The sequence below is a fragment of the Ruegeria sp. BJ6 genome, assembly GCF_056537885.1.
The window spans coordinates 547,166-572,373 of record NZ_JBQFSG010000001.1; the positions used below are offsets into that span (position 1 = coordinate 547,166).

The following is a 25,208-nucleotide window of genomic DNA, read 5'->3' on the forward strand; positions in this document are numbered from 1 at the left end:
CCGTTGACAGGGAAGTGATTGGACCGTGTGCACCGGCGGTTTAATCGAAGATATCCTCGATCGTGTCCCATGCCTCGTCCACGAAACGAGAGAACATGCTTTTGCGCGGCTTTTTCTTTTTCTGCTTCGGCTTGGCATAGCCCCGACCGGCAGAAACGCTGTGCTCTGCTTTCTTGGTGGTTTTGGATTTCGGCAGCATTTTCAGATTATGCAGCGGAGCGCCACAGCTGGAACAACTCAGTTCATGCCGCTCGCGGCCACGCAGAACCAGCGCCGCGCGGCTGCCGCAATAACAGCAGGTTACGATCTTGGACGGGCCTGAAATGGTCGCCTCCTGTCACTTGTGCCTTGAGGCATATAAGGCGATCGCCGCCGCGTTTGAGACGTTGAGCGAACCAAACCCGCCCGCTGCGTCAATTTTCACCAGTTGATCAACGGTTTCCTTGGTCTTTTGCCGCAAACCCGGCCCTTCGGCCCCAAGAACCAGAGCGACCGGACTGTCGCGCCTGCCATCAACTGCAGCTTCGATGGTCTGTTCCGCCTCGCCGTCCAGACCCAGCACGAGAAACCCCATGCCCTGAAGCTCAACGATAGTGTCGGCAAGGTTGCGAACACGCAGGTAAGGTTGCCGCTCCAGCGCGCCGCTGGCCGTCTTGGCAAGCGCCCCGGTCTCGGGCGCCGAATGATGCCGCGTTCCGATCACGGCGCTGGCCCCAAGTACCTCGGCCGAGCGCAGAATCGCACCGACATTATGAGGGTCGGTCACGCGATCCAGAAGAATTACACGCGGATGCTCGCGCCCGATACAGTTTTCGGCTAGCCCACCCCAATCGAGCGGCCTGACTTCAAGTGCGGCCCCCTGATGCACCGAACCCGGATCAATCGGAGCCGTGAATTTGCGCGGATCAACAACCTCGGGATCGATTCCGGCGAAATCAATGGCTTCATCCAGTTTCCCCTTGGCGTTAAGCGTCACGATCAGCCGGATTTTCTGCCGCTTTGGGTTCATCAATGCGTCACGAACGGCATGCAGGCCAAACAGCCAGACCGTCTCGGCTGCTGCCGCCTTGCGCGCCTGTTCTTTTTCCACGACCCATTTGGGTTTTTTCATCTGTACCGGCCTCCGGGCCCTGGAATGAGTTTCATGCGCCAAAGCGGAATTTTCCTGTTGACGCTCCTTTGGCGCGCTAGTAATCACGCCTCCACGTCAGGTGCAACGCCTGACAGTGGGCGACAGGCCGCAAGGTGTGGCAGGGGACTGTAACTCCCTCGCGGAGACGCACGCCTGGTTCGATTCCAGGGTCGCCCACCACTTTCTACCCCATGAACCTGAGCTTTCTCAATTGCCACCAATAGTGACTTAATTTCAATAGGTCACGATCAACCAGAGTGGCAAAGACCTCAAGGTTGAGCTCTAATCTGAGAATTTTGCGGGTGTTTTCGGCGAAAGTCTCAGCGCGTCAGTTTTGCGTGAGATCTTGAGACCTATCGGTGGTTTCGAGTCTGTTGAAACCCAAGAAACTTAAGCTGTTTTTCCCAGTGCAACGGTAACTCAGGAAGGTCGCGAAGAACCTTCGCCGTTAGATGCGCTGGTTAGCGACCTTCCGGGATGACCGAGACGAAAGACACCCTGCCCGAGCTTTGATGTTCGGGGCTGCAGGCCTTTTGACGCCAGCGGTCATGCAATATATCTTCAATGTTCCTGAGCGACAGAGGAAACCGGATATACATCATCACGGTCTAGCGGATTACTTTTGGTTACGTTCTAAAGTAGCGAAATGGGCTGCGTTTGGTGATGAAACGACGCTACGCAACTGCCCTGCCGCTCTCAAGCACCATCGCTCTGACAGTGCCCCCTAGAGAGATCTTGCCACCAACTCTTTCATCACCTCGTTCGCTCCGCCATAAATCTTCTGGATTCGTGCGTCAGTGTACATCTGAGCGATCGGATATTCCGTCATATAACCATAGCCGCCGTGCAGCTGCAGGCATTCGTCGATCACATCGCACTGCATCTGACTGCACCACCATTTCAACATGGCAGCCGTCGCGACATCGAGTTCCCCGCGCGCGTGCTTTTCGACGCAATCATCGATAAATACGCGGGCGATATGGGCGATGGTCTTGGCCTCGGCAAGCTTGAAGCGTGTGTTTTGCAGATCAAAAAGAGTACCACCAAAGGCTTCGCGCCCTTGCGTGTATTCAACGGTGCCCTCTACCGCACGCTCCATCACGGCAACAGCCTTGAGACCAAGAACAAGGCGCTCTTGTGGCAATTGCTGCATCAACTGGTAGAAGCCCTGTCCTTCGACGCCCCCGAGCAAATTGTCCGGGCTGACCTGAACATCGTCAAAGAACAACTCCGACGTGTCCGAGCTTTTCTGGCCGATCTTGTTGAGGTTGCGCCCACGCCGAAACCCTTCGGCGCCCTCTGTTTCAACCACCAGAAGCGAGATACCTTTTGAGCGCGCATTTGGATCGGTCTTGCAAACGACAATAATCAGATCGGCCAGCTGCCCATTGGTAATGAACATTTTGGATCCATTCAGACGATAGGCATTGCCTTCCAGCCTGGCCGTCGTCCGCACGCTTTGCAGATCCGATCCTGCTCCGGGTTCAGTCATGGCAATGGCGGCAACCATCTCGCCACTCGACATTTTCGGCAGCCAGCGGCATTTCTGCTCTTCGGTGCCATAGTTCAGGATGTAATGCGCGCTGATCTGGGAATGCACGCTGTTGGAAAAACCCGACACGCCGGTGGCGCGGAACTGTTCCGTGATCAGAACGGCCTCATGAAAAAACGATGCACCCGCACCGCCGTATTCCTCCGGGACCGACGCGCAAAGGATGCCTGCCGCGCCCGCCTTGCGCCAGAAGTCGCGATCCACGTGACCCTGCTCTTGCCAGCGGGCCTCGTTCGGGACCATCTCCGCGGCATAGAAACGGGCGGCGTGATCGCTGAGAATATCCAGCTCTTCGGTCATCCAGCTAGGGCGTTGGGGCATGATTGGTCCTTTCAGGAATTCAGGAGCGGCGTTCGAGGATAGAGCAGTAGTTGGCCACAGCGGCCCCGCCCATATTGAAGATGCCACCAAGTTTCGGGTCCGCAGCGGCCAGTCCGGCAGGGTCTCCGGCCAGCTGCATGGCCGCAAGGACATGCATTGAGACACCGGTGGCCCCGATGGGGTGCCCCTTGGATTTGAGCCCCCCGGACAGGTTGACCGGCAGACGACCTCCTGGGTGGGTAACGCCTCCTTCAAGAAGCGTCGCACCTTTACCGGCCTCGGCCAGCCCCATTGCTTCGTAATGGATCAACTCGGCCACGGTGAAGCAGTCGTGGGTTTCAACAAAGTCGAGATCATCCAGCGTGAGCCCCGCCTGATCCAGAGCATGGACCCATGCCAGAGCACACCCCTGGAACCGCGTCATGTCGCGGCCCGCCATGGGCAAGGCGTCATTCACCTGTGCCATGGCCCGGAACCGAATATCAGGCGCGACAGGCGTCCCCATGGCGGGCGAAGTCATAACCAGCGCCGCCGCACCGTCGCTCACCATGGAGCAATCCGTGCGCTTCAACGGTTTTGCAACATAGGGGTTGCTGTTCGTGGCCGTGTTGCAAAAATCAAAGCCCAAATCCTTGCGCATGTGCGCCAAAGGATTGTGCACCCCGTTGGCATGGTTCTTGGCGGCAATCAGGGCTAGTGCCCGGGATTGATCACCATGTTCGGCAAAGTAGCTCTGTGTAATCGTGCCGAAATGCCCCGCGAAACTGTCCTGCGGTCCGGCCTCGGTTGCGACATGACTGGCCGATATCAGCGCCTTGCGAATATCTTCACCAGCGGCCGCCGTCATTTTTTCCACGCCAATCACCAGAACAGCCCGTGACTGTCCCGACGCAATGGCCCGCGCCCCCAGATGCACAGCCGCCGACCCACTGGCACAGGCATTTTCAACCCGGATCGCGGGTTTGAACCGCAGTTCTGGCACGGAGGAAATCGGCAGGGAGGCCGGAAAGCCTTGCGGGTCCATGCCAGAGTTAAAGTTGCTGACGATCACCTCGTCAATTGCCTCGGGTGCAATCGCGGCATGGACAATCGCGGCACCCGCAACCTCCGCAATCAGATTCTCCATGGATCGCCCGTCCAGACGCCCGAAGGACGTGTGGGCCCAGCCTGCGAGACGCACTTCCATAGTTCAGGCCCCTTTCCGTCCGACAATTGTGATCGAAGCCACATTCTGATGCGGGAAGCCGCCCAGATTATGGGTCATGCCGAACACCGGATCCTGCTGGCACTGACGATCTCCGGCGCGGCCCTGCAACTGCAGATACATCTCATAGACCATGCGAATGCCTGACGCGCCGATCGGATGGCCAAAGCACTTGAGACCACCATCGATCTGGCAGGGCACCTTGCCATCGGCATCAAAGAAACCATCCATGATATCGTTCACCGCGCGCCCTTCTTCCGAGATGAAGAGGTCTTCCATGGTCACCAGTTCGGTCACGGAAAAGCAGTCATGAACTTCGAACAGGCTGACCTCGTCGCGTGGATTGGTGATTCCCGCCTCGGCATAGGCGCGTTTGGCGGCCTGACGGGTGGTCACCAGATGACTGCCGTCCCAGTCATTGAACTGGGCTTCCGCCCCCGAAGACACCGCCAGTTGCAGCGCCTTGATGGTTACAAGGTCGGATTTGCCTAGCGATCTGGCGATCTCGGGCGTCGTTACGATGGCGCAGGCGGCCCCGTCACTGACGCCGCAGCAATCAAACAGACCCAGCGGCTCGGCCACCATTGGCGCGTTCAAAACCGCCTCTTCCGTGATTTCCTTGCGCAAGTGCGCCTTGGGGTTCTTGACCCCATTGGCGTGGCTCTTGACCGACACATGCGCCATGGCGCGCTTGAGATCGGACATACCCACGCCATGTTTGGCGGAATAGGCACTGGCCAGTTGCGCAAATGCACCCGGACCCGACAGGCTGGGCCAGTACAGATCATTGACCGAGCCGCGTCCGCGTTGCGGCAAACCGCCATATCCGGTGTCCTTCAGTTTTTCGACACCCACGGCCAGCGCAATGTCGCAAGCGCCCGAGGCCACGGCATAGGTCGCCCCGCGCAGCGCTTCGGTCCCGCTGGCGCAGAAATTTTCGACGCGCGAGATCGGGATATAGGGCAACCGCAGGGTCGTGCCCAAGGGGATAGCCCCCTTGCCCAGATGCTGCTCATCAATGCCCGTGCCTAACCATGCGGCCCCGATCTCGGATTTCTCGATGCCCGCATCTTCCAATGCCTCGGTAAAGGCCTCGACGATGAGGTCTTCGGCATTGTCCATCCAGCGTTCGCCAAACCGCGAGCATCCCATGCCCAGAATGGCGACCTTGTCCTTGATCCCTGTTGCCATGATGCAATCCCTATTTGGCGTGAAACACGAACCGGCCACTCAGGCCGGAGCCGCCTTCCAGAAGTAACGACGAAACCCGCGCTGATGGTCATAATCCTTGACCCTGAACACCATGCGCATCGGCAGGCCAACACGCAGGTCCGTGTTAGGTGTGATATCGGTCATGTCGCTCATCAAGCGACCGCCGCCCTCGAACTGGACCATGCCGTAGTAGTTTGGCGGGTTTGGTGAAAAGGTCAGCGCATCGCCGGTGAATGAATTCAGCACCGCAGGTTTGTCCGCAAAAGGCTCGTCTACCTGACTGTCCGTGGCACCGCAGTCGGGGTTGGCACAGATACGGGCCTTGGGGAACTGATTGGTGCCGCACTCCTTACAGCGCCCACCGATCATGCCCTGTGTCATATCCTTGTTGCGATAATGCGTGGTCAGGCCCGTGTTTTTATCGACCTCGGCCCGAATGCCCTGATCCATGTCGATCAGGCGATTGAAAGCGAGAAACTTGTGATAGTTTTTTTCCGGCTTGCCCCGATCCAGCCAGCCGGAAATGCCGCGCGCTTCACGGTCTGCCGAGATGGCATCGGTCACCTGAAAGATCAGAGCGTCGCAGCCCTGACCAAAACCCACCACCAACAGAATGTCGCCTGAACTGGCGGCTTCCAATGCGCGTGAGAGCAAAACCAGCGGATGCGCCACCCCCGCATCGCCACACTGCATCTGCAAGGTGTCGGCCAGCGCGTCCGGGGACAGTCCCAGTTTTCGCACAACGGCCGCGCCGACCCGTGCCGACGGCAACGGGCAGCAAAACGTGGTGATATCCGATGCATGCAAACCCGTTTGCTCCAGAGCCTGCCTGACAGCGGCGGGCAAAATCCCGAGGTATCCCTCATCCCTGACCCAGCGTTCCTCCCAAGTATAGTCGAACGTGCCGTCCTCTCCCCGGAAATGGTCAACCATGTCCACGCTGTGCGAAGCCCCGCCCAGATACCGCGCAATCCCGTCACCCTGATCCAGCAACAATGCCGCCGCCGCATCCCCTGTGGTCAGTTCCAACGGGTGTCCGGCTTGAGTTTTGCGCTTTTCCGAACCAATGACCAAAACCCGTGCGCCCATCTGCAATCCGACCATAAGGGCCGATGTGCCCGCACGTTGCGACGCCGCAAGGTCCAGCGTCATCAAATCACGCCCCAGAGACAAGGCATCGCTGACGACCCCGGCATTCTGGCGGTCCCGAAAAGGAAAGCTCGTTGATGCGAGGGCCAGCGCCGTAATTCCGTCGCGCGCCGTACCAGCAAGGCAATCACGCCCCGCCTCGACAGCCATAGTGACCGTGTCCTCGTCCCAGTTGGCCACGCTGCGCTCGCCCTTGGCCAACGCCTGCAATGACGGCGAGAACCAGCTATGTGCCCCGGCGATCACCTCGCGCGACAAACGCGACTGCGGCACATATCCCCCGAACCGGTGTATGCCTACCACTGCCATTTCCTCCCCTTTTCGCGCCATCCCGAGACCTGACCCGAAGATTCCGATTGATAATACCGAGAATCCAAGTAGGGTCTAGCGTATATTCGAACAATAGCCGAATAACTGAACACAACAATACTCGAGGTAATGATGCCATCACAGGATTTGCTGGCCGGAAAAGTGGCCCTGATCACCGGAGCAGGCCGAGGCGTTGGGCGCGAGATCGCGCTGCTGATGGCAAAATGCGGCGCCAAAGTGCTGGTTAACGATCTGGGCGGCAGCCCACAGGGCGAAGATGCGGACATGTCCCCTGCGAATGAGGTGGTCAGGGAAATCAGGGCTGCTGGTGGCGAAGCTGCGGCCAACTTTCATTCGGTCACTTCGTTCAGCGCTGCCGCGGAAATGGTGGAACAGGCGCAGGATGAACTGGGGGGACTGCATATTGTGGTCAACAACGCCGGTATCCTGCGTGACAAGATTTTCCACAAGATGACCGAAGACGACTGGGACATGGTGGTAGATGTCCACCTGAAAGGGTCATTCAACGTCGCCCGCCATGCGGCGACCGTATTTCGCAAACAGGAATCGGGCCGCATGATCCACATGACCTCGACCAGCGGGCTAATCGGCAATTATGGCCAGGCCAGCTATGGTGCGGCCAAGATGGGGATCACGGCACTGTCCAAATGCATCGCGTTGGATATGGCGCGCTACAATGTGACGTCGAACTGTATCGGCCCCTTTGCCTGGAGCCGTCTCGTGGGCACGATCCCCGTGAACTCGGAGGCGGATCGTATCCGCGTCGAGCGGATGAAAACCATGACACCGGACAAAATCGCTCCGCCCGTGGTGGCGCTGTCTTCGGATGCGGCACAGCACATTACGGCCCAGATACTATGTGTGCGCTCGAACGAAATCTTCCTCATGGGTCAGTCGCGCCCCTTGCGTGGAATGCAACGCGAAGAAGGCTGGACGCCGGAAACCGTCCTCAACCACGCTTTACCGGCGCTTGAGAGCACCATGTATCCGCTTGAGCGTTCGCCAGAAATCTTCAACTGGGATCCGGTCTGAGGCTCAAGATGACATTTTCGCCTGACACCATCATGAATTGGCCTTTTGAAGAAGTCACACAAAGCTACACAGTGAAGGACTCGATCATCTACGCACTCGGGGTCGGATTTGGGCAGGAATCGCACGACGCCGGTCAGTTGCCCTTTGTCTTCGAAGAGGCAGACATGACAGCTGTGCCAACCATGGCGGCCGTTCTGGCGGGGCCGGGCTTTTGGGTGCGTGAACCTGCAACGGGAATTGACTGGCAAAAGATCCTGCACGGCGAACAAGGCATGGTCATACACACGCCCCTCCCGCCTGCAGCAACGCTCAGGGCACGCACGCGTGTAACCGGCCTGATCGACAAGGGCGAAGGCAAGGGCGCACTGATTTTCACGGAACGTGACCTGATCAACGCCGAGACCGGCGAAAAACATGCCACGCTTTCAAGCACTTCTTTTGCGCGGGGCAATGGCGGCTGTGGAGGGCCAAGTGGACCACAGCCAGCGCCCCATGCCCTGCCCGAAAGGAAGCCGGACCAAACGTGGGACTTCAAGACCATCCCGCAAGCCGCCCTGCTCTATCGCCTGTCAGGTGATCCGAACCCCCTGCACGCCGATCCCGAAGTTGCCAAGGCGGCAGGGTTCGATGCTCCGATCCTGCACGGACTGTGCTCGCTCGGAGTTGCCGGGCATGCCGTTTTGCGCACTTTCTGCGATTATGACGTCAGCAGGTTCCGAGCGCTGAAGCTGCGTTTTTCAGCACCTGTCTATCCCGGGGAAACCCTGCGTACCGAGATGTGGAGGGACGGCAACGTCGTTTCGTTCCGCACCCGCGTGGTCGAGCGGGATGTGATCGCATTGAACAATGGTCGCGCGGAAATTCTGGCCTAACCCACTGGACGCATTAAGAAAGTGAGAATGACATGGGACCTCTGAGCGGTCTTCGCATCATCGAATTCGCAGGACTTGGGCCGGGGCCCTTTGCCGGAATGATGCTGGCCGACATGGGGGCTGAAATTCTGCGCATTGAACGGCGCGGAGGAGGGCTGCAACCCAAGGACGCGTCTCGCGACATCGCGGCGCGCGGACGCCAGTCAATCACCCTAAACCTCAAGGCGCCGGGATCGGTCGAAGCCGCCCTGCGCCTGATCCGAGAGGCCGACGCACTGATCGAAGGGTATCGTCCCGGGGTTATGGAGCGGCTGGGATTAGGGCCAGACGTCTGCCTCGAGGCCAATCCCGCACTTGTCTACGGGCGCATGACCGGCTGGGGGCAGACCGGCACTCTGGCACAGTCGGCGGGGCACGATCTGAACTACATCGCCCTGTCCGGGGCGCTATGGGCGATGGGCGAACAGGATCGAAAACCAATGCCGCCCCTGAACCTCATCGGCGATTTCGGCGGCGGCGGCATGTTTCTGGCTTACGGGATGGTTTGCGCCCTGTTGCGCGCAAAGGCGACAGGACAAGGTGACGTGGTGGACGCCGCTATCAGCGATGGTGTGGCTGCCTTGATGGCCCCGGTCTATGGCTATCGCGCGCAGGGCGGCTGGGTGGATCAACGGCAATCCAACCGGCTGGACGGAGGCGCACCCTACTACGGGGTGTACGCGTGTAAGTGCGGCGGCTGGATCACGCTGGGACCGATAGAACCGCAGTTCTGGACGCTGTTCGTGGAAACCACAGGGCTGAACGAAGCGCAGTTCGGAGATCGCCATGATGCCTCCCAGTGGCCTCGGATGCGCGACGAACTGACAGCTCTGTTTCTCGGGCGCACACGCGCTGAATGGTGTGACCTGATGGAAGGCACGGACGTCTGCTTTGCCCCAGTGCTGAGCATGGCAGAAGCCCCCGAACATCCTCACAATCAGGCGCGAGAGACCTTCGTAAATGACAGGAATGGCGTCGAACAACCGGCCCCCGCGCCCCGGTTTCAGAATGCCCCGGTCCAACTACCCTCACCACCCCCCGAAAAGGGACAGGACAACGAAACCGCCCTTTTGAACTGGGGTTTCTCAGCAAATGAAATCAAAAGCATGCTTGAAAAAGGCATGTTGTGAGCAGCTAAGAGGACAAGACCGACATGACCCGTGTTGACGAAAGCTTTGACCCGACTGCCCATGAAATGTGCGCGCACCGGAGTTTCGACGAACTCAAGATCGGCGACCGTTTCGTAATCCCGTCGCGCACCATCGGCGGTGAGAATTTCGCAGCCTTTCAACTGGCCTCGGGGGACAATCACCCCATCCACTACGATATCGAGTATTGCCGTGCACGTGGACATGAGAACCTGCTGGCTCATGGCTATCAGGTGCTGATCCAATGCGCACCCGGCGCGGGCACCCTGCCCCATGTATTGGGGGATGACCTGATCGGGTTCATCGAACAATCTGCCAAGTTCCTGAGGCCGCTCTACCTCGGGGACACAGTGTATCCTGCATTGGAGATCACAGAGCTGACGCGCCAACGCTCGACCGGCGTCATCACCCTGCGAAACACGGTTCATAATCAAAGACGAGAGCTGATCCTGGATGGTTGGCAGAAATTGCTGGTGAGGTTGCCGAAATGAACTCGCGTCCTCTGACAGGTTACACGGTCTTTGAAATGGGATCTGCGCTTGCTGGCCCCTATGGCGCACGCATTCTGGCCGAACTTGGCGCGCGGGTGATCAAGGTCGAGCCGCCCGAAACGGGAGAGGCAGCGCGTTCCTGGGGAGAACCGCTTCTCAAAGGGGCCGGGGCACTTTTTCACGCCATCAACAAGGAAAAAGACTCGCTGACGGTGGACTTCACCAACCCCAAGGAGGTGGCGGCGCTGAAATCCCTGATTGCGGAGCATGCGGATGTGGTGATGCAAAACCTGCGCCCTGACGTAACGCTCAAGGTCGGGCTGGATGCCGCCTCTTGTCGTGCACTGAACCCAGGGCTGATCTACTGCAACATATCGGCTTTCGGACCTGACGGCCCGCTGGCCAAGGACGCAGGCTACGAGGCGCTGGTGCAAGCATTTTCCGGCATCATGGAAATGACCGGCGATGCTGACGGCCCGCCGTCGCGCGTGGCGTTCTCGGTCAATGACTTTGGCACGGCCATGTGGTCGGCCATTGGCATCCTCTCGGCCCTGTTGTCTCGCGAGAATACCGGCGAAGGCTGCACCATCGAAACGTCAATCTTTGATACTTCGATGGCATTCCAGACTATCAGCGTGGCATCTTTTCTGGCGACGGGCGAACTGCCAAAACGCACCGGACTGCGCGGTCCCCTTCTGGCACCGAACCGCGGATTTACCTGCGCCGACGGCATGTTGATGGTCACGGCTGGCACGGATGGGCAATTCGCCAAACTGTGTCGGGTGCTGGACTGCGAAGAGATGCTGAGTGATCCGCTGTTTGCAACGAACAACGCCCGCATGGCAAACGATGCAGCCCTGACACAGAAGCTGAACGCACTGTTTTCCACACAAGACCGGGACTATTGGTGGCAAAGGCTGCGCGCCGCAAACGTGCCTTCCGCCCCTATCCAGACACTCGATGAAACCGTCGCCCATGACCATACGAAGGCATCCGGCGTGCTGCAGCCATCACCGGATGGCGCACAGACGGTGGTGGGGTTGCCACTCCGTATTGACGGCGAACGCCCCGACTATCGTCGGTCAGCCCCTGCGCTGAACGAAGGCACCGATGATCTACAAAAAGAACTGAACAAGGACACGTGATGGAAACCCGCACCCTGCAAGGCTGGAACACCTCGATCAGCCGCGTCGTCAGTGAAGGCGACACAGAAGACACCTTGATCCGGGGGCACAGCCTGAACGACCTGATTGGCGGCGCGACATTTGCCGAAACCATGTTTCTTTTACTGAACGGTCACAGGCCAACCCGCGAACAGGGACTGGTTCTGGACGCACTTTTGGTTGCCTGCATCGAACATGGCATCGCACCGCCTTCCCTGATCCCTCGCCTCTACGCCTCTTATGGAACCGGCCTGCAACATGGGATTGCGGGTGGCATCAGCGCTTTTGGCGAAAAGATGGGCGCGCTTGGGGAGAAGATGGCCAAGTTGATGGTGGACAAGCTGGGCGAAAACGCGAGCCAGGACGACGAGACGCTGGCCCGGATCGCCGAAGAGACAGTTGCCGGGATTATGGGTGCTGGCGAGCGGGTGCCGGGCTATGGCATTCCACTGCATTCCCGTGATCCGCGTGCCGACCGTGTGATCGAGATCGCCAAAGAGAACGGCGTCTTTGGCACCTATTGCCGCTTTGCCGAGCTTTTGGGCGACGCGATCACCGAATACCGCAATGGCCGACCTGTGCCTTTGAACATTGATGGGGTATGTGCCTGTATTGCGCTTGATCTGGGATTTGACTGGCGCACGACGCAGATGTTTCTTCTGACTTCGCGCAGCGTTTCCATGGGCGCGCATTATCTCGAAGAGCTTTCACAAGACACAATCTGGCGCCACATTCCCGCCGATCAGATCGACTATCATGGCGCGGTGGCCAAAACGGACGAGGACTAAGGTATGAAACTAGTAGGCACAGGCTTTCACTGGGACGATTTGACGGCTGGGGACAGGTTCAAGACCTATGGCCGCACGATCACGGAAACAGATGTGGTGAACTTTGTCTCGTGCGTGGGAATGCTGGAATCGCTGTTTCTGGATGCAGAGTACCGAAAATCGCATTCGGCCATGACAGGCCACGCGGCCCCTGCCATGCTCACATTGTCACTGGCTGAAGGGCTGGTTCTGAACGCGACCGGACAGGGCACCGGGTTGGCATTTCTGAACATGGAAATGTCAGTGAAAAAGCCGGTCTTTGTCGGCGACACGATCCATGTGGAGATCGAAGTCGAAGAGTCGCGCAAAACCTCAAAATCTGAACGCGGACTGGTGCGCACTCGCAACCGGATCGTCAATCAGAACGGGGATGTGGTGATCGAGTATACCCCCCAGCGCCTTATGGCCTCGAGCGGAGAAAGCCCGGCCTAGTCCTCGCGGGCCAGCCTGTCCCAGTCATAGAGTAGCGGCTCCTTGTCGACGAAACGTCTGATGGCGTCGCGGTGATAGGGGGTCTCCATGCAGACGGCCTGGGCCCATGCCTCCATTTCGGCCATGGCTCTCTGATCGAGGTGGAACGACTGGTTCAGCATGACCTTGGCCTGCCCTGCCGCCAGACGTGACGCCTTGCGGAACCTGCCGGCAAAGGCCATCGCCGCCTCAAAGAGTTGTTCCTGCGGGTGAATCTCCAGCACGATCCCCAGATCTCTGGCTTCTTCGGCATCGACCGAGCGTGCTGACATGACCAGTTCTTTCGCACGCGCCAACCCGACGATGCGGGGCAACATGTAAAGACCACCCAGATCCGGAACCAGCCCGATACGCCCGAAAACCGCACAGAAACGGGCTCGTGGCGAGGCCAACACAAAGTCGCAGCCAAGAGCCAGATTGAAACCAGCACCAAAGGCGGGGCCATCCACGGCGGCGATCACGGGCAATTCCAGGTTGGAGAACTCGATGAACCATTTGTGCAGCCGCAACACGCGTTCGCGGTTATGCGCTATGGGTTCCGGATCAGCCTGAAGCCCCTTCAGGTCTCCTCCTGCACAAAAAGACCCACCGGCCCCCGTCACCACCAGCGCCCGCAAATCGCGATCGTCGCGAATGATCGGCACCAACGCAGCGATTTCCTCACGCATGGTCAGAGACAGCGCGTTGCGGTTTTCAGGGCGGGTAAAGGTCATCACGCCGATCTGGTCGATGACTTCATAGCTCAGGGTTTCAAACGCCTGCTTCATCACAGATCCATTCCGGCAATTTCTGCGCGCAGCTCGGTTTTGACCACTTTGCCATAGTTGTTCTTGGGCAGAGCCGGCATCGTGACATAGTGTTTAGGGCGTTTGAAGCGTGCGATGTTTTCGATGCAAAGCCGGTCCAGCTCTTCGGCTGGCACCTCTTTGTCGGGCTCTGTCACGATACAGGCCACGACAACTTCACCCCACTCATCATGTGGCCGCCCCACAACGCTGGCCTCTGCCACGTCCGGATGAGTCAGCAGCACTTCTTCGACCTCCCTCGGGTAGATATTGGAGCCACCAGAGATGATCATGTCTTTGGACCGGTCATGCATGGTCAGGAAGCCATCCTGATCCAGAGACCCCATGTCCCCTGTCCAGAGCCATCCGCCCCGGATCGTTTTGGCCGTGGCTTCGGGATTGTTCCAATAACCCTTCATCACCGCGGTCCCCGCGACCACGATCTCGCCAATCTCATCGGGCGCGACATCCGCGCCGCTCTCATCCACTACACGCACACGGCTCACCGATTGCTGATAGCCGACGCCGGTCAGACGCTCTTTCCAACGCGGGTGGCTCCGGTCCGACACATAAGCTCTGGGCAAGGTGGTGATCGCCATCGGGCATTCACCCTGACCGTAGATCTGGGCAAAGCGTGGGCCGAGGACATCAACCGCCTCAACGATGTCAGCGAAGTACATCGGGCCACCGGCATAGATCACCGTCTCGATCCCCTCGCCCGTAGCCCCCGACACCTTGGCGTGATCAATCATGCGACGCACCATCGTCGGGGCGGCAAACATCGTGATGCGCCCAACCGATGGCGCCATTTGCAGGATTTCGGCTTCGTCAAAACCACCTGATTTCGGACAGATATGACGCGCACCTGCCATGACGAACATGAAGTTATAGATCCCGGCGCCGTGGCTCATGGGTGCGGCATAAAGGGTTGCATCGTCTTCATCATGGGTGCCGACCCCATCATGGTACCCCATCACCATGGCCATCAAGTTACCGGCGGTGATCATGACTCCCTTGGGGCGCCCCGTGGTACCAGAAGTATAAAACATCCAGATCATATCATCACGGCCGACATCAGCAGGCGCTGGACGGGGAACAGCAGAACACATCGCGTCAAACGCCGGAGTACCCGCAACAACGACCTGCTCCACACATTCAGGCAGGACCGAGCCCAACCCCTGCGCATTACCTTCCGAGGCAAAGACCAGCCGCGCACCGGAATTTTCGATGATCCAGGCCGCTTCTTTTTCGTGCAGCTTGGCATTGATCGGCACCGCTGTCGCTCCGGCCCACCAGATGCCGTACATCGCCTCGAGGTATTCCGGACGGTTTTTCATCAGGATCGCAACCCGATCCCCCTTGCCAATCCCCTGCGCATTCAGCGCGCCTGCAATTCCGCTGACACGTGTTGCGAACCCCGCGTAGTCAGAAACGAGATCTTCACCAAGAAACAGCGCCGGGTTGTTGGGCTTGAGTGCCGCGGTGCGTTGAAGCCATTCAGCCGGGTTCATGTCGTACTCTCCGCATTCTTGTCGGGGATTTCTGCCTTGGGACGCTGTGTTTCCCAGAACGGTTTTCTCAATTCCGTTTTCAGCACCTTGTTCGCCGCAGTCAGCGGCATTGGGTCACTTCGCCAGCTGACGCTGCGCGGTATCTTGTATCCGGCAATCCTGCCGCGACAGAACTCTATCAGCTCCTGCTCGGTCGGTGACTTGCCCTCGGCCGGAATGACGATGGCATGCACGGCCTCGACCCAGGTGTCATCCGGAATGCCGATCACGGCCACATCCGCCACATCCGGATGGCGGGACAAGAGGTTTTCTACCTCTGCCGGATAGACGTTTTCGCCGCCAGAGATAATCATGTCCTTGACCCGACCCGAAATCCAAAGGCAGCCGTCATCATCCATATAGCCCGCATCTCCCGAATGCAGCCAGCCGCCGCGCAGTGTTTCTGCCGTCAGTTCAGGCTGACCGACATACCCTTTCATGACGTTCGGCCCACGCAAGACAATCTCGCCCACGACGCCCCGTGGCACCTCGTTGTCATCTTCATCGACCACACACACATCAACGTGTTTCGCAGGCCAGCCAACCGCACCCAGCTTGCCCGTCTCGGCAAAGTTCTTGCGATGGTACGCCGGACCAAGAGTGGTGATCAAAGGCGCGGCCTCGGTCATACCGTAACCATTCGAGATATCGACATGCGGAAAAGCTTCGATGATCCGGTGCAGTAAGTCCTCAAGCGCGGCAGAGGCGCCGTAACTCATCTGACGCAGGCTGGAGAGATCAAACGTGTCAAAGTCAGGCTCGTCCAGAACCATTTGCAGCATGGTCGGCACAAACGAAGTCGCGTTGATCCGGTACTGTTCGACCCCTTCAAGGAAACCGCGCGGTGTGAATTTCGGATGAATAACAAGGGTATATCCCATGTAAACCGCGCAAAAAACGCGTGCCCCCGCAGCGAGGTGGAACATCGGCCCCATCAGCAGATGGGTCTCGTCTGCACGTACATCGTAGGCCGCAGCGTGGCCGGCAGAATTGGCATACATGTTCCAGTGGGTCAGCATGATGCCCTTGGGCTGTCCGGTCGTCCCGCCGGAGTAGAAGATAACCAGCGTATTGTCACCCTGCCCCGCCGGATGGCGCAAAGCCTCGGCAACGGCCAGCAGACTCTCGTATGCGATTTCGGTTGGTGCGGGCTTAGTACCGATCACAACAATGCGGAAATCGCTATCTGCCAGAGACAGCGCCTTTCGCGCCGCATCCACGTTCTCCGCATCCGCAATCAGCAATCGTGCGCCGCTGTCATCCATGCAGGCGGCCAGCTCATAAGCACTGAGACGCCAGTTCAGCACAACGGTCTCGGCACCAATGAAAGAGGGCGCAAAGTAGTTTTCATATAGGTAGTCGGAGTTCAGTCCGACAAATGCCACGCGCTCTCCCGGCGCGATGCCAAGTCCCTGATACCCTGCCGCCAGCGAACGGCACCGATCATGCAACGCCGCCCAGCTGGTCTCCCGCCCCTCGCAGATGATGGCCGTCCGGTCCGCCAGCTGGCGGGCATTACGCTCGATCAAATGGGGAAACGAAACAGTCATTTGCTATGGTCCTTCACCAATACCACGTGCACCCCGGCGGGTCGGGCGGGCCACGCCCTGAGCCAACAAAAGGCCCATACTAATCACACAAAACGCCGCAACCTTGCGCAAGGTGATCTCCTCTCCCAGAAACACAACCCCAAGGACCGCCGCCCAGACGGGTACGATATATCCAACGATCGAAAAGAACGCCGTTCCGTGCTTTTGAATGAGGCCGGTGCGCATGGCTTGCCCCAGACCGCTTAGCCCCGTCCCCAGCATCACCACGCCAAACAGTGGCTGGAATGTCTCCCAGCTAGTGTTGCTCTGAGAAAACAACCCCTTGGTAGATGTTACGAAACCCGCAAGTCCGAGCGGCGCAAGCGCAATGCCCCCCACCAAAAGCGACAGCGACGCCACCTGTAACGCGGGCATAAATGGCATGCGCTGAACCATCAGCCCGGACACGGCAAAGCACAGACAGGTCACGCAAAGCGCAAGGTATGGCAGCACGCCCACGCCATCCGCCGACAAAGCGGCTCGCGGATTGATCATGATCACCAGCCCGAGAAAGCCCAGAAAGAATCCGGCCCATTTCTTCCAGCGATATCTTTCCTTCAGCACCACCCGCACCAGAAACAGAGTGAACAACGGCAGCGCTGCAATGAACAAGGCCGCGGCCGTGGTGTCGACACGTTGCTGCGCCCATGCCATTGAGAATTGCGGCAGGGCATAGCCGATCAGGCCAAGCGCCAGAACCCAGGACCAGTGATGGCCCGTCATTGGGATCAGCCCGCCCGTTGCCCAGATCGGCAGGAACAGCGTGACGCCCCCGATCAGCAGTTTGGCACAGCTCATCTCGGCGGGGCTGTAGCCCTCGAGCGCCAGTTCGTTGAACAAAAAGACCGAACCCGCGATGAAACTCATAACCAACAGGCTGGCATAGGCGCCTGCCCCCTGAGAGGGCGCAGGCGCATTCTGGGCCTCAGCCGACATGTGTCACCACTTGCTATATGGCAATAGCAACGAGATTGCCGGGAACAGAACGATCAGTCCAAAGACCAGAATATCCACCGCTAGGAAGTTGATAACCCCCCGGAAAATCTTGTGCACTGGCGCATCGGGTCCAACCACCGAATTGATGATAAAGACGTTCAACCCGACAGGTGGCGTAATCAGACCGATCTCGAGCAGCTTGACCACGACAACACCAAACCAGATCAAATCCAGTCCCATGCCTTCGACCAACGGCACCACAAAGGGCAAGGTGAGCAACATGATCCCCAACGGGTCAAGGAACATGCCCATGATCAGGTACAGGACCACAATCACCAGCAGGATCGACCAGTCTGCCATCTGATAGTATTCCGTCAGGGCAATGACTTCGCGGGTCAGGCCCGTGAGCGAGACAAATGCCACGAACATCTTGGCACCCGCAGCGATAAAGAAAATCGATGCGCTCTGCAGGGCGGTGTCCTTCATTGCAGAGACGAAGTTTGCCCAGTTCAGCTTTCGCGCAAAGATGCCGTAACCCAAAGCAATGGTCATGCAGACCGCTGCGGCCTCGGTTGCGGTGAAGATCCCGCCATAAATACCACCAATGATGATGATGAACAGCAACAGTGCCGGCCATGCATCAAACAGTGCCTTCCAGCGTTCCCAGTCGGTGATTTCCTCTTGCGGAATGGGGGCTTGTTCGGGGTGGCGGCGTGTCCAGATGAAGATCACAAGCAGCATTCCAAGCAGGGACAAGATACCCGGCAGAACACCGGCAAGGAACAGCTTGTTCACCGACTGCTCAGTGAACAGGCCATAAAGAATGAACAGAACCGATGGCGGGATCAGCGATCCCAGTGTGCCACCTACAGCCACTGTCGAAGTCGACAGGCGGATCGAGTAGTTGTACCGGCGCATTTCTGGAATGCAGATCCGGCCCATGGCCGCGGCGCAGGCCACCGACGATCCGGTGATCGCTGAAAAGCCACCACAACCCATGACCGATGCCATTGCCAGACCGCCTGGAACCTTGGCCAGCCAGACACGGCCGGCATAGTAGATCTTGGTCGTTATTTCCGCATGATAGGCTATATGCCCAAGCCCTATGAACAAGGGCACCATACTGAGCGGGTAAGAGTGCAGGAACTCGAAAACGTTGTTCGAGATCAACGACATGGTCGGACGCACCGCCTTGGCCATCTGGAATGTATCGCTGAAACGATAGCCATAAAAAAGGAAAGTGCAGACAATGGCCAACCCGGCCAGGGCAACACCAATCGGCACGCGCAGCGCGATCAGGATCAACGCAATGGCAAAGCCAACCATTCCGATCGTTGTGGGATCCATCGGGGACTACCCTTCTTCAGGTGTATTGGATTGAGTTCTGCCTGGGCGGATCACCGCCATCAGATCAATAACGATGAGCGAGAACAGCCGAATTACAAACGCCAGATAGCCGACGAAGAACGCCAGTTTTCCGGGCCACTCGGGGAGATCAAACTCGCCGTAGTAGTAGTTGCCGTCACCCCAAGCAGTGCTGAAACCCTGCCAGCCGCCGTAGGCGATGGGCAACAAAACCAGAAACCCGATCAACGACCCCAACAGATCGCTCCAGGGGCGCACGCCCTTTGGCATCAGATTGATGAAAACGTCCACGGCAATGTGAGCCCGGTCAGCGGTGACATACGCCAGTGGCAGAATAATCGCGGCGATCATCAAGTCGCGCACGATGATTTCGGCATCCGGCAAGGACCAGTCAAACACGGCACGGCTGACCACGCCTGAGAAGATGATCGCACAAATCAACAGGATGCTGATAGCCGCCAAGACAAGAAGCACCCGTTCGACAAGTTGCAACACCCGGGGTCCGGGTGTTGCGGATATGTTGGAGCCAGTGCTCATCAGCGGGTCCAGGGGTAGCCTTTGGCTTCCCGCTCTGCGTCCCACTTCTCGAGCATGCCCATGTAGGCAGCGGCGACGGCGTCCGCGTCGATCCCCGACTCCTTAGCCTTACCTTTCCAGTCATCCAGATAGGCCTTGGATGCGGCCAGAAGCTCGGTTTTCTGCTCGGCCGGGAAATCGTTGAACGAGATTTTGCCAGCGGCCTCCATGTCTGCGACGGCCTTGGCATTGGCTTCACCGATTTTTTGGGCGTAGACGTCCACCATCTCGGAACCGAGTTCATCGATGATCGCTTGGTTCTCAGGGCTCATCGCGTCGTAGGCGTCCTTGTTCATGACAATGGCCAGCCCCATCAGCGCGCCCCAGTCCAGCATTGTCACGTCCGTGGCAACTTCGTTCAGTTTGAACGCAGGAATCGCGTAGCTGTAGAACATGGTGCAGTCGATCAGTCCGGTATCCAGACCCTGATAGGTGTCATAAGCCGTCATCTTGACCGGGATCGCGCCAAGGTCCTTGGCCACTTTCCCGTAAACCGAAATGCCGCGCATTTTGACGCCCGAGAGATCGGCTACCGACTGAATGGCCTTGTCCTTACACACCAGCTGGATCGGGCCGGTGGTGATGTTGGCCACAAAATGCAGGTTCAGAGCGTCCCATTCGGCCTTGAGCACGTCATTGGTGGTGTTCAACTCGTAAAACGCGCGGGTCGACGCCCAGGGGTCACTATACTGCGTCGGCAGGTCCGCCAGCAAAAAGGCCGGATGCAGACCGGGATTGTACACGCCGATGATAAAGCCAATATCCGCCGCGCCATCGCCGATGCCCTTGGTCGCGGCCTTGGCTTTCAACAGCGCGCCGCCCCAGTGAATTTCCATCGTGATCTCGCCATTCGTACGCTTGGCCAGCTCGTCTGCAAACCAGTTGGTCGTCTCGGCCCGTGCACCGCGGTTCGGGCTCTGGTCCGTGAAGTTCAGCTTCATTTCCGCACTGGCTGGCATGGCAAGCGACACCGCTGCAAGGCCAGCGGCTAGAACCGCTGCAAGTTTCGTGGTTTTCATCATGGTTCTCCTCCCAATTTGAATTCTGTTTTTGTCGGACCCTCGTGATCCCATGTGCCGCGCAGAAACCAGGCCAAGTGATGACCGAAAAATCTCCCCAGATCCGCGCCTGGTTTTTGTCAAACCCCAGGCGCACCGTTCTGAACGGTTTTTCAGGCGCTCCCTCTTCTGTTGTATCCAAGAACTTTCGAAATATCGGCGCCCGCCTTTTTGGCTGCGTCGATGTATTTCTGCTTGTCCCTTTCCGCACGCGAAACCGGGACGCCAATGGTGATGGCCGCAATAACCTCGCCGTCGGAGTTGAAGATCGGCGTCGCAAAACCGGCCGCATCCGCCGAGTAAGCCCCCATCGTGATCGAAATTCCCGTCTCGCGAATTTCGCTTACGATCCTTTCAAGCTCGACGCGGTCCGTGGCCGTATTTTCTGTCAGCTTTTCCATTTTCGCGTCGTCATAATAGGCCTCTCGCTGACGATCGGTCAGAAACGCGAGGAACACGCGACCGGCAGCCGAGCAATACAGCGCCCGCCTAGCTGCAATTGGTACGGAAAACCGAATGGACTTGTCCGATTCAATCGAGTCGATATACGAAGAAAACCGCTGGTCTGGATCAAGCTGCGCCAAAAGCACGGTTTCACCGGTCAACTCTCGGGTTTGCTCAAGATAGGGTCGCGCGATCTGTCGAATGGTGCGGCCTGCAAGAATTGTAGACGCCAGTGAATAGGCCTCTGAGCCCAAGAAATATAACGTCCCTTTGCGACTGAGAAACCCTTGATCTGTAAGGGCTTTCAATGTAGACGAAAGCGAGCTTTTGGGGGCGTTCAGATGGCTGGCAATAGCTGACAGGTTCAGACCTTGAGGCTGATCCGCTAGAAGCCTCAAGAGCGAAAATGCACGCGGTAGAACCATTGGACCTTCCATGCGCGTGGTTTCTTTTGCCAAGTTTTTCTCCAGTTCACATTTTGGAATTTCGTTCCTATATAGGAAAAATTCTACTTCCAAAGGCGGATTTGTCAATCCGCAGTGCGGCGAACCGGATAGGTCGGGCGATATTTGAGGGTCAGTCTGCAAGGTAGGACTCGTACCGAACGGGCTGGAGATTCAGACCATTGCCTCCGTCACAGGGGATCGCGCCACCCGTGATATAGGCACCAAGGTCCGAACTCAGGAACATTGCCAGCGCGCCAATTTCATCGTTTCGTCCCAGCCGTCTTAACGGAACTGAATTGAGCTTTGCGTCAAGCAACTCCTTTGTTGGAAACAGTTTCTCCATACCGCCTGAGCCTTCAATCGGCCCCGGCAGGATCGAGTTCACCCGAATGCCTTCAGGGCCCCACTCAAGAGCAAGCGTACGGGTGATCTGGTCGATGCCCGCTTTGGCAGCACAGACATGGACCTGCCCGACCAGTGCCGTGTGGGAATGAGGTGACGAGACGTTGATAACAGAGGCACCGGGCTTGCGCAGATGCGGATAGGCTGCATGCATGACGTGATGAGTACCGAGAAGGTCGATCTCCATCACCGCCCGGAACCCGTTGGATGACAGATCCCTGGCCAGACAAGGGAAATTTCCCGCCGCCCCGGAAACGACAACGTCAATCTTCCCGTAAAGATCGACGGAATGACTGAATGCTGCGGCCACTTTGTCGTAGTTTCTGACATCGGTCGCGCAACCTTCGGCGGCGCCGCCATGCGCACGCAATTGGGCAACGGCTGCTTCAACCTTGTTCGGGTCTCGGGAAAACACGAACACGTTGGCCCCTGCCCTGGCAAAACTATCAGCAATGCCGAGGTTGATGCCATTCGTTCCACCAGCGACCAACACGTGTTTTCCCGAAAAATCAAACATCTCTACTTACCTCTGAACATCGGTTTGCGTTTCTCGGCAAAGGCTGTCACGCCTTCGACCCAGTCATCCGATGCCGCGCAAATGGCAAAGTTGCGGGCTTCCATGGCCAGTTGTGTCTCAATGCTGTTGGCGTGGCTGGCGTACATCATCTCTTTGATGCAGCCGTAGGAAACGGTTGGCCCGTTGGCTAGCCGCTCGGCCAGCCTGAAGGTCTCGGCCTCGATGTCCTCTGGCTCCACAAGGAAGTTTACGAGATTGTAGCGATAGGCCGTTTCCGCATCGAACTTGTCGCCGAGAAAGGCCAATTCCAACGCGCGCCGGGTGCCGATGATCCGTGGCAGGTTAAAACTGCCTGTCCCGTCCGGGCTCGCGCCAATGGCGGAATAGCTGAAGCGGTAGATCGAGTTCGTGGCCGCAATAGTCAGGTCACAGGCCATCATGAACGACATTCCCGCCCCGGCTGCGGCTCCTTCGACCGAGGCCAGAACCGGTTTTTTCATACGCTGTAGCTGGAACATCATCGGATGTAGTGAATGCACGCGACGCTCGAAATAGACTTTGCGCTTTTCACTGGGCATCGGCGCGATATCTTCGGCAAAGGACTTTACGTCGCCCCCGGCCATGAAGTTTCCTCCGGCTCCGCGCAACACAACACAGCGTACTTTGGGGTCGTTTTCGATTTCGTCCACCGCATCGAACATCGCATGGCGCATGTCCATCGACAGCGCGTTCAGCACCTTGGGGCGGTTCATAGTCAGGGTGGTAATGCCGTCCTGATGATCGACAAGAAGATGATCTGTCATGACCTTGGTTCCTTAAACCGGGTCCCAGCTGAAATAGCTGGGCGATGTGTCGGGGGGCGTCATTGAGCGGCTCATCTGCGGGAAGGCCGTGTCGACGATAGCCTTTGCGGTCCACCCCTCTGCCTCATGGGCCGTATGGACCGGGCGGGGCTGATTGAAGCAGTAAAGCTCATTAGCGCGCGCGCCGAAGATTTGGCCCGTCACGTCGCTGGCTCTGTCACTCAGCAAGGCCACCGCGAGTGGTGCCACCTTTTGCCCATGGCTTAGCTTGTCCAGCATGGCCATGCGTTCCTGATAGAGCGGATTGTTTTCGGGGATCGAACCGGTCATGCGGGTAAATGCCCAGGGTGCGATACAGTTCGAACGGGTTTTAAACCGCGCCATATCGATAGAAATCGACCGGCTGAGGCCCGCAATTCCCATCTTGGCCGCGGCGTAATTCGCCTGCCCCAAATTACCGACAAGGCCAGAGGTCGACGTCATATGCACATAAGAGCCGGTGGCGCGCATCTTGAAGTGTTCCGCCGCCGCGCGGCACATGAAAAACGAGCCGTTAAGATGGACGGAGATGACATTGTGCCAGTCTTCCTGAGTCATCTTGTGAAAGATGCCATCCCGCAGCAATCCGGCATTGTTTACGATGCCATCAAGCTCACCAAAGGTGCTGATCGCGTTTTCAACAATGGCGTGGGCCTGATCCCAGTCGGCCACTGAATGTGTATCGGCAATGGCATTGCCACCCTTTGCGCGGATTTCGGCAGCCACCTCTTCGGCGGGGCCGGCGTTGGCTTCTTGATCACTCACACCTGCGCCAAGGTCGTTTACAACAACATTGGCGCCCTCTTCAGCGGCCAAGAGCGCGATGTATTTACCCACCCCGCGACCCGCGCCGGTCACAATGACGGTTTTGCCTTCCAGAAGCCCCATGCTGCTACCCTCAACCCTTTAAAGAGACTGTGCCGCGGTCCAGCACCACTTCGTTTCGGTCTTCAACCGTCACCCGAAACTGCGCACCGGTGTCCGTGTTCCAGATATCTGTGCGCACGGTGTCCCCTGGAAAGACCGGCCGACTGAACCGGCAGGCCATTCCGCCAAAGCGGTTGGAGTCACCACCGGCCACATGCTCAAACAACTGATGCGCAGCGATCCCCATCGTGCAGAGCCCGTGCAGAATAGGCCGGTCATAGCCTGCCTTGGCCGCAACCAGGGGCGATGCATGGATTGGGTTGTAGTCGCCACTCAGGCGATAGATCAGCGCCGAGCGCAGATCGATGGTCTTGCGCAACGACAGATCCGGCGCGGTGTCCGGGGCCGCTGTCAGGGCCTCGGGCACCTCGCCGTGATCGCCGCTTCCCCCGTCTCCCCGACAGAAAACACCGGACGTGACGCGGGCAATTTCCTCGCCATTGTCGACGTCCTGAAGCAGTTTTTCATAATACAGGATGCACCCTTTTTCGGGTCCCTTGTCGACCATTCCCCGCACACGGAAACTGGCCTTGACCTTGCCCGAAGGCGGCAGGGGTTTCGAAACGCTCAGGAACTGTTCCGCATGCAGAACTTTGACCCAGTCAATCTCTAGTTCGGGTTCTTTCAGCCAGAAACCGGGATGTCCCAGCACCATCGCATATGAGGGAAGCACCTTTAGCCCGTCTTCATACAGATATCGAAGATCATCCTCGTCACAAGGATCCTGCCCCAAATTGACCCCAAGACCATAAAGCATGACGTCACGCTCGGAATAGCTGACTTCAGCGTCCTTGAAGGGGTAGTTCAGTACCTTTTCAACCTGCATGA

25 protein-coding genes, 1 tRNA gene and 1 pseudogene are annotated in these 25,208 nt (G+C 58.1%); 8 read left to right on the plus strand and 19 right to left on the minus strand.

The genetic code is table 11. The annotated features are described in order from the left end of the window. Positions 1 to 40: 40 nt before the first annotated feature. Positions 41 to 325, minus strand: a complete 285-nt coding sequence (locus ACR0D6_RS02580) for a hypothetical protein (protein WP_480764725.1) — start codon at positions 323 to 325, stop codon at positions 41 to 43. A gap of 12 nt (positions 326 to 337) precedes the next feature. Then, the gene (rlmB, locus tag ACR0D6_RS02585; RefSeq protein ID WP_480764349.1) at positions 338 to 1,111 is read right to left on the minus strand and encodes a 23S rRNA (guanosine(2251)-2'-O)-methyltransferase RlmB; all 774 of its coding nucleotides are present in this window, start codon (positions 1,109 to 1,111) and stop codon (positions 338 to 340) included. 117 nt (positions 1,112 to 1,228) lie between these two features. Between rlmB and ACR0D6_RS02590 the strand changes: the two genes are divergently transcribed. After that, positions 1,229 to 1,312: transfer RNA gene (locus ACR0D6_RS02590), tRNA-Tyr, on the plus strand. Positions 1,313 to 1,674: 362 nt separating this feature from the next. Here ACR0D6_RS02590 and ACR0D6_RS02595 read toward each other — a convergent pair. The 5 genes and pseudogenes from ACR0D6_RS02595 to ACR0D6_RS02615 all read right to left on the minus strand — a co-directional run. Next, positions 1,675 to 1,797, minus strand: a pseudogene (locus ACR0D6_RS02595) (IS6 family transposase); the annotation flags it as partial. A gap of 59 nt (positions 1,798 to 1,856) precedes the next feature. After that, complete coding sequence (locus ACR0D6_RS02600) at positions 1,857 to 3,005, minus strand: acyl-CoA dehydrogenase family protein (protein WP_480764350.1); 1,149 nt, start codon at positions 3,003 to 3,005, stop codon at positions 1,857 to 1,859. Positions 3,006 to 3,024: 19 nt separating this feature from the next. Beyond that, a complete protein-coding gene (locus ACR0D6_RS02605) occupies positions 3,025 to 4,191 on the minus strand; it encodes an acetyl-CoA acetyltransferase (RefSeq protein WP_480764351.1) in 1,167 nt (388 codons plus the stop codon). 3 nt (positions 4,192 to 4,194) lie between these two features. Further along, positions 4,195 to 5,400: an acetyl-CoA acetyltransferase gene (locus tag ACR0D6_RS02610; RefSeq protein WP_480764352.1), complete on the minus strand. Its 1,206-nt coding sequence runs from the start codon at positions 5,398 to 5,400 to the stop codon at positions 4,195 to 4,197. Between the two features lie 39 nt (positions 5,401 to 5,439). Then, on the minus strand, positions 5,440 to 6,879 hold the full coding sequence (locus tag ACR0D6_RS02615) for a hydroxymethylglutaryl-CoA synthase family protein (protein WP_480764353.1): 1,440 nt from the start codon (positions 6,877 to 6,879) through the stop codon (positions 5,440 to 5,442). Positions 6,880 to 7,011: 132 nt separating this feature from the next. Between ACR0D6_RS02615 and ACR0D6_RS02620 the strand changes: the two genes are divergently transcribed. The 7 genes from ACR0D6_RS02620 to ACR0D6_RS02650 are packed head-to-tail and all read left to right on the plus strand — an operon-like array spanning position 7,012 to position 12,904. Then, positions 7,012 to 7,932 carry an SDR family NAD(P)-dependent oxidoreductase gene (locus ACR0D6_RS02620; RefSeq protein WP_480764354.1) on the plus strand — a complete coding sequence of 307 codons (921 nt, stop codon included), beginning with the start codon at positions 7,012 to 7,014 and terminating at the stop codon, positions 7,930 to 7,932. 8 nt (positions 7,933 to 7,940) lie between these two features. Next, positions 7,941 to 8,804 carry a MaoC family dehydratase gene (locus ACR0D6_RS02625; RefSeq protein ID WP_480764355.1) on the plus strand — a complete coding sequence of 288 codons (864 nt, stop codon included), beginning with the start codon at positions 7,941 to 7,943 and terminating at the stop codon, positions 8,802 to 8,804. Between the two features lie 32 nt (positions 8,805 to 8,836). Next, positions 8,837 to 9,973 carry a CaiB/BaiF CoA transferase family protein gene (locus ACR0D6_RS02630; protein WP_480764356.1) on the plus strand — a complete coding sequence of 379 codons (1,137 nt, stop codon included), beginning with the start codon at positions 8,837 to 8,839 and terminating at the stop codon, positions 9,971 to 9,973. A 23-nt stretch (positions 9,974 to 9,996) separates the two neighbouring features. Then, positions 9,997 to 10,482 (plus strand): MaoC family dehydratase, encoded by a 486-nt coding sequence (locus ACR0D6_RS02635; RefSeq protein WP_480764357.1) that lies wholly within the window; start codon positions 9,997 to 9,999, stop codon positions 10,480 to 10,482. Then, positions 10,479 to 11,627: a CaiB/BaiF CoA transferase family protein gene (locus ACR0D6_RS02640; RefSeq protein ID WP_480764358.1), complete on the plus strand. Its 1,149-nt coding sequence runs from the start codon at positions 10,479 to 10,481 to the stop codon at positions 11,625 to 11,627. Before ACR0D6_RS02635 ends, ACR0D6_RS02640 begins: the two co-directional genes overlap by 4 nt. Then, on the plus strand, positions 11,627 to 12,433 hold the full coding sequence (locus ACR0D6_RS02645; protein ID WP_480764359.1) for a citrate/2-methylcitrate synthase: 807 nt from the start codon (positions 11,627 to 11,629) through the stop codon (positions 12,431 to 12,433). The genes ACR0D6_RS02640 and ACR0D6_RS02645 overlap by 1 nt, the downstream gene beginning before the upstream one ends. Positions 12,434 to 12,436: 3 nt before the next feature. Beyond that, the gene (locus ACR0D6_RS02650) at positions 12,437 to 12,904 is read left to right on the plus strand and encodes a MaoC/PaaZ C-terminal domain-containing protein (RefSeq protein ID WP_480764360.1); all 468 of its coding nucleotides are present in this window, start codon (positions 12,437 to 12,439) and stop codon (positions 12,902 to 12,904) included. On the opposite strand, the gene ACR0D6_RS02655 is transcribed toward ACR0D6_RS02650, so the two are convergent. The 12 genes from ACR0D6_RS02655 to ACR0D6_RS02710 all read right to left on the minus strand — a co-directional run bounded on the left by ACR0D6_RS02655 (position 12,901) and on the right by ACR0D6_RS02710 (position 25,206). Then, positions 12,901 to 13,710 (minus strand): enoyl-CoA hydratase/isomerase family protein, encoded by an 810-nt coding sequence (locus ACR0D6_RS02655; RefSeq protein WP_480764361.1) that lies wholly within the window; start codon positions 13,708 to 13,710, stop codon positions 12,901 to 12,903. The two genes, ACR0D6_RS02650 and ACR0D6_RS02655, sit on opposite strands and share 4 nt — an antisense overlap. Then, positions 13,710 to 15,239, minus strand: a complete 1,530-nt coding sequence (locus ACR0D6_RS02660; protein ID WP_480764362.1) for an AMP-binding protein — start codon at positions 15,237 to 15,239, stop codon at positions 13,710 to 13,712. The genes ACR0D6_RS02655 and ACR0D6_RS02660 overlap by 1 nt, the downstream gene beginning before the upstream one ends. Beyond that, complete coding sequence (locus ACR0D6_RS02665; protein WP_480764363.1) at positions 15,236 to 16,828, minus strand: AMP-binding protein; 1,593 nt, start codon at positions 16,826 to 16,828, stop codon at positions 15,236 to 15,238. Before ACR0D6_RS02665 ends, ACR0D6_RS02660 begins: the two co-directional genes overlap by 4 nt. Positions 16,829 to 16,831: 3 nt before the next feature. Continuing rightward, positions 16,832 to 17,803: a DMT family transporter gene (locus tag ACR0D6_RS02670; protein WP_480764364.1), complete on the minus strand. Its 972-nt coding sequence runs from the start codon at positions 17,801 to 17,803 to the stop codon at positions 16,832 to 16,834. Positions 17,804 to 17,806: 3 nt separating this feature from the next. Further along, positions 17,807 to 19,150, minus strand: a complete 1,344-nt coding sequence (locus ACR0D6_RS02675) for a TRAP transporter large permease (protein ID WP_480764365.1) — start codon at positions 19,148 to 19,150, stop codon at positions 17,807 to 17,809. Positions 19,151 to 19,156: 6 nt separating this feature from the next. After that, a complete protein-coding gene (locus ACR0D6_RS02680; protein WP_480764366.1) occupies positions 19,157 to 19,705 on the minus strand; it encodes a TRAP transporter small permease in 549 nt (182 codons plus the stop codon). Continuing rightward, positions 19,705 to 20,763, minus strand: coding sequence for a C4-dicarboxylate TRAP transporter substrate-binding protein (locus ACR0D6_RS02685; RefSeq protein ID WP_480448826.1), 1,059 nt, complete (start codon positions 20,761 to 20,763; stop codon positions 19,705 to 19,707). The genes ACR0D6_RS02680 and ACR0D6_RS02685 overlap by 1 nt, the downstream gene beginning before the upstream one ends. A 152-nt stretch (positions 20,764 to 20,915) precedes the next feature. After that, entirely contained in the window at positions 20,916 to 21,704 is a 789-nt protein-coding gene (locus ACR0D6_RS02690) for an IclR family transcriptional regulator (RefSeq protein ID WP_480764367.1), read from the minus strand. A gap of 118 nt (positions 21,705 to 21,822) precedes the next feature. Next, a complete protein-coding gene (locus ACR0D6_RS02695) occupies positions 21,823 to 22,611 on the minus strand; it encodes an SDR family oxidoreductase (protein WP_480764368.1) in 789 nt (262 codons plus the stop codon). Positions 22,612 to 22,613: 2 nt separating this feature from the next. Then, positions 22,614 to 23,414 carry an enoyl-CoA hydratase/isomerase family protein gene (locus tag ACR0D6_RS02700; RefSeq protein ID WP_480764369.1) on the minus strand — a complete coding sequence of 267 codons (801 nt, stop codon included), beginning with the start codon at positions 23,412 to 23,414 and terminating at the stop codon, positions 22,614 to 22,616. Between the two features lie 12 nt (positions 23,415 to 23,426). Next, positions 23,427 to 24,341: an SDR family oxidoreductase gene (locus ACR0D6_RS02705; protein WP_480764370.1), complete on the minus strand. Its 915-nt coding sequence runs from the start codon at positions 24,339 to 24,341 to the stop codon at positions 23,427 to 23,429. Between the two features lie 10 nt (positions 24,342 to 24,351). Further along, entirely contained in the window at positions 24,352 to 25,206 is an 855-nt protein-coding gene (locus ACR0D6_RS02710; RefSeq protein WP_480764371.1) for a MaoC/PaaZ C-terminal domain-containing protein, read from the minus strand. Positions 25,207 to 25,208 lie beyond the last annotated feature (2 nt).

Bases quoted from the DNA above. Each gene is read 5' to 3' on its own strand.
- ACR0D6_RS02655 (WP_480764361.1), bottom strand. From the start codon at position 13,710: ATGAAGCAGGCGTTTGAAACCCTGAGCTATGAAGTCATCGACCAGATC.
- ACR0D6_RS02605 (WP_480764351.1), bottom strand. From the start codon at position 4,191: ATGGAAGTGCGTCTCGCAGGCTGGGCCCACACGTCCTTCGGGCGTCTG.
- ACR0D6_RS02660 (WP_480764362.1), bottom strand. From the start codon at position 15,239: ATGAACCCGGCTGAATGGCTTCAACGCACCGCGGCACTCAAGCCCAAC.
- ACR0D6_RS02675 (WP_480764365.1), bottom strand. From the start codon at position 19,150: ATGGATCCCACAACGATCGGAATGGTTGGCTTTGCCATTGCGTTGATC.
- ACR0D6_RS02615 (WP_480764353.1), bottom strand. From the start codon at position 6,879: ATGGCAGTGGTAGGCATACACCGGTTCGGGGGATATGTGCCGCAGTCG.
- ACR0D6_RS02630 (WP_480764356.1), top strand. From the start codon at position 8,837: ATGGGACCTCTGAGCGGTCTTCGCATCATCGAATTCGCAGGACTTGGG.
- ACR0D6_RS02695 (WP_480764368.1), bottom strand. From the start codon at position 22,611: ATGTTTGATTTTTCGGGAAAACACGTGTTGGTCGCTGGTGGAACGAAT.
- ACR0D6_RS02635 (WP_480764357.1), top strand. From the start codon at position 9,997: ATGACCCGTGTTGACGAAAGCTTTGACCCGACTGCCCATGAAATGTGC.
- ACR0D6_RS02650 (WP_480764360.1), top strand. From the start codon at position 12,437: ATGAAACTAGTAGGCACAGGCTTTCACTGGGACGATTTGACGGCTGGG.
- ACR0D6_RS02645 (WP_480764359.1), top strand. From the start codon at position 11,627: ATGGAAACCCGCACCCTGCAAGGCTGGAACACCTCGATCAGCCGCGTC.
- ACR0D6_RS02625 (WP_480764355.1), top strand. From the start codon at position 7,941: ATGACATTTTCGCCTGACACCATCATGAATTGGCCTTTTGAAGAAGTC.
- ACR0D6_RS02705 (WP_480764370.1), bottom strand. From the start codon at position 24,341: ATGGGGCTTCTGGAAGGCAAAACCGTCATTGTGACCGGCGCGGGTCGC.
- ACR0D6_RS02670 (WP_480764364.1), bottom strand. From the start codon at position 17,803: ATGTCGGCTGAGGCCCAGAATGCGCCTGCGCCCTCTCAGGGGGCAGGC.
- ACR0D6_RS02700 (WP_480764369.1), bottom strand. From the start codon at position 23,414: ATGACAGATCATCTTCTTGTCGATCATCAGGACGGCATTACCACCCTG.
- ACR0D6_RS02710 (WP_480764371.1), bottom strand. From the start codon at position 25,206: ATGCAGGTTGAAAAGGTACTGAACTACCCCTTCAAGGACGCTGAAGTC.
- ACR0D6_RS02610 (WP_480764352.1), bottom strand. From the start codon at position 5,400: ATGGCAACAGGGATCAAGGACAAGGTCGCCATTCTGGGCATGGGATGC.
- ACR0D6_RS02620 (WP_480764354.1), top strand. From the start codon at position 7,012: ATGCCATCACAGGATTTGCTGGCCGGAAAAGTGGCCCTGATCACCGGA.
- ACR0D6_RS02685 (WP_480448826.1), bottom strand. From the start codon at position 20,763: ATGAAAACCACGAAACTTGCAGCGGTTCTAGCCGCTGGCCTTGCAGCG.
- rlmB (WP_480764349.1), bottom strand. From the start codon at position 1,111: ATGAAAAAACCCAAATGGGTCGTGGAAAAAGAACAGGCGCGCAAGGCG.
- ACR0D6_RS02600 (WP_480764350.1), bottom strand. From the start codon at position 3,005: ATGCCCCAACGCCCTAGCTGGATGACCGAAGAGCTGGATATTCTCAGC.
- ACR0D6_RS02665 (WP_480764363.1), bottom strand. From the start codon at position 16,828: ATGACTGTTTCGTTTCCCCATTTGATCGAGCGTAATGCCCGCCAGCTG.
- ACR0D6_RS02640 (WP_480764358.1), top strand. From the start codon at position 10,479: ATGAACTCGCGTCCTCTGACAGGTTACACGGTCTTTGAAATGGGATCT.
- ACR0D6_RS02680 (WP_480764366.1), bottom strand. From the start codon at position 19,705: ATGAGCACTGGCTCCAACATATCCGCAACACCCGGACCCCGGGTGTTG.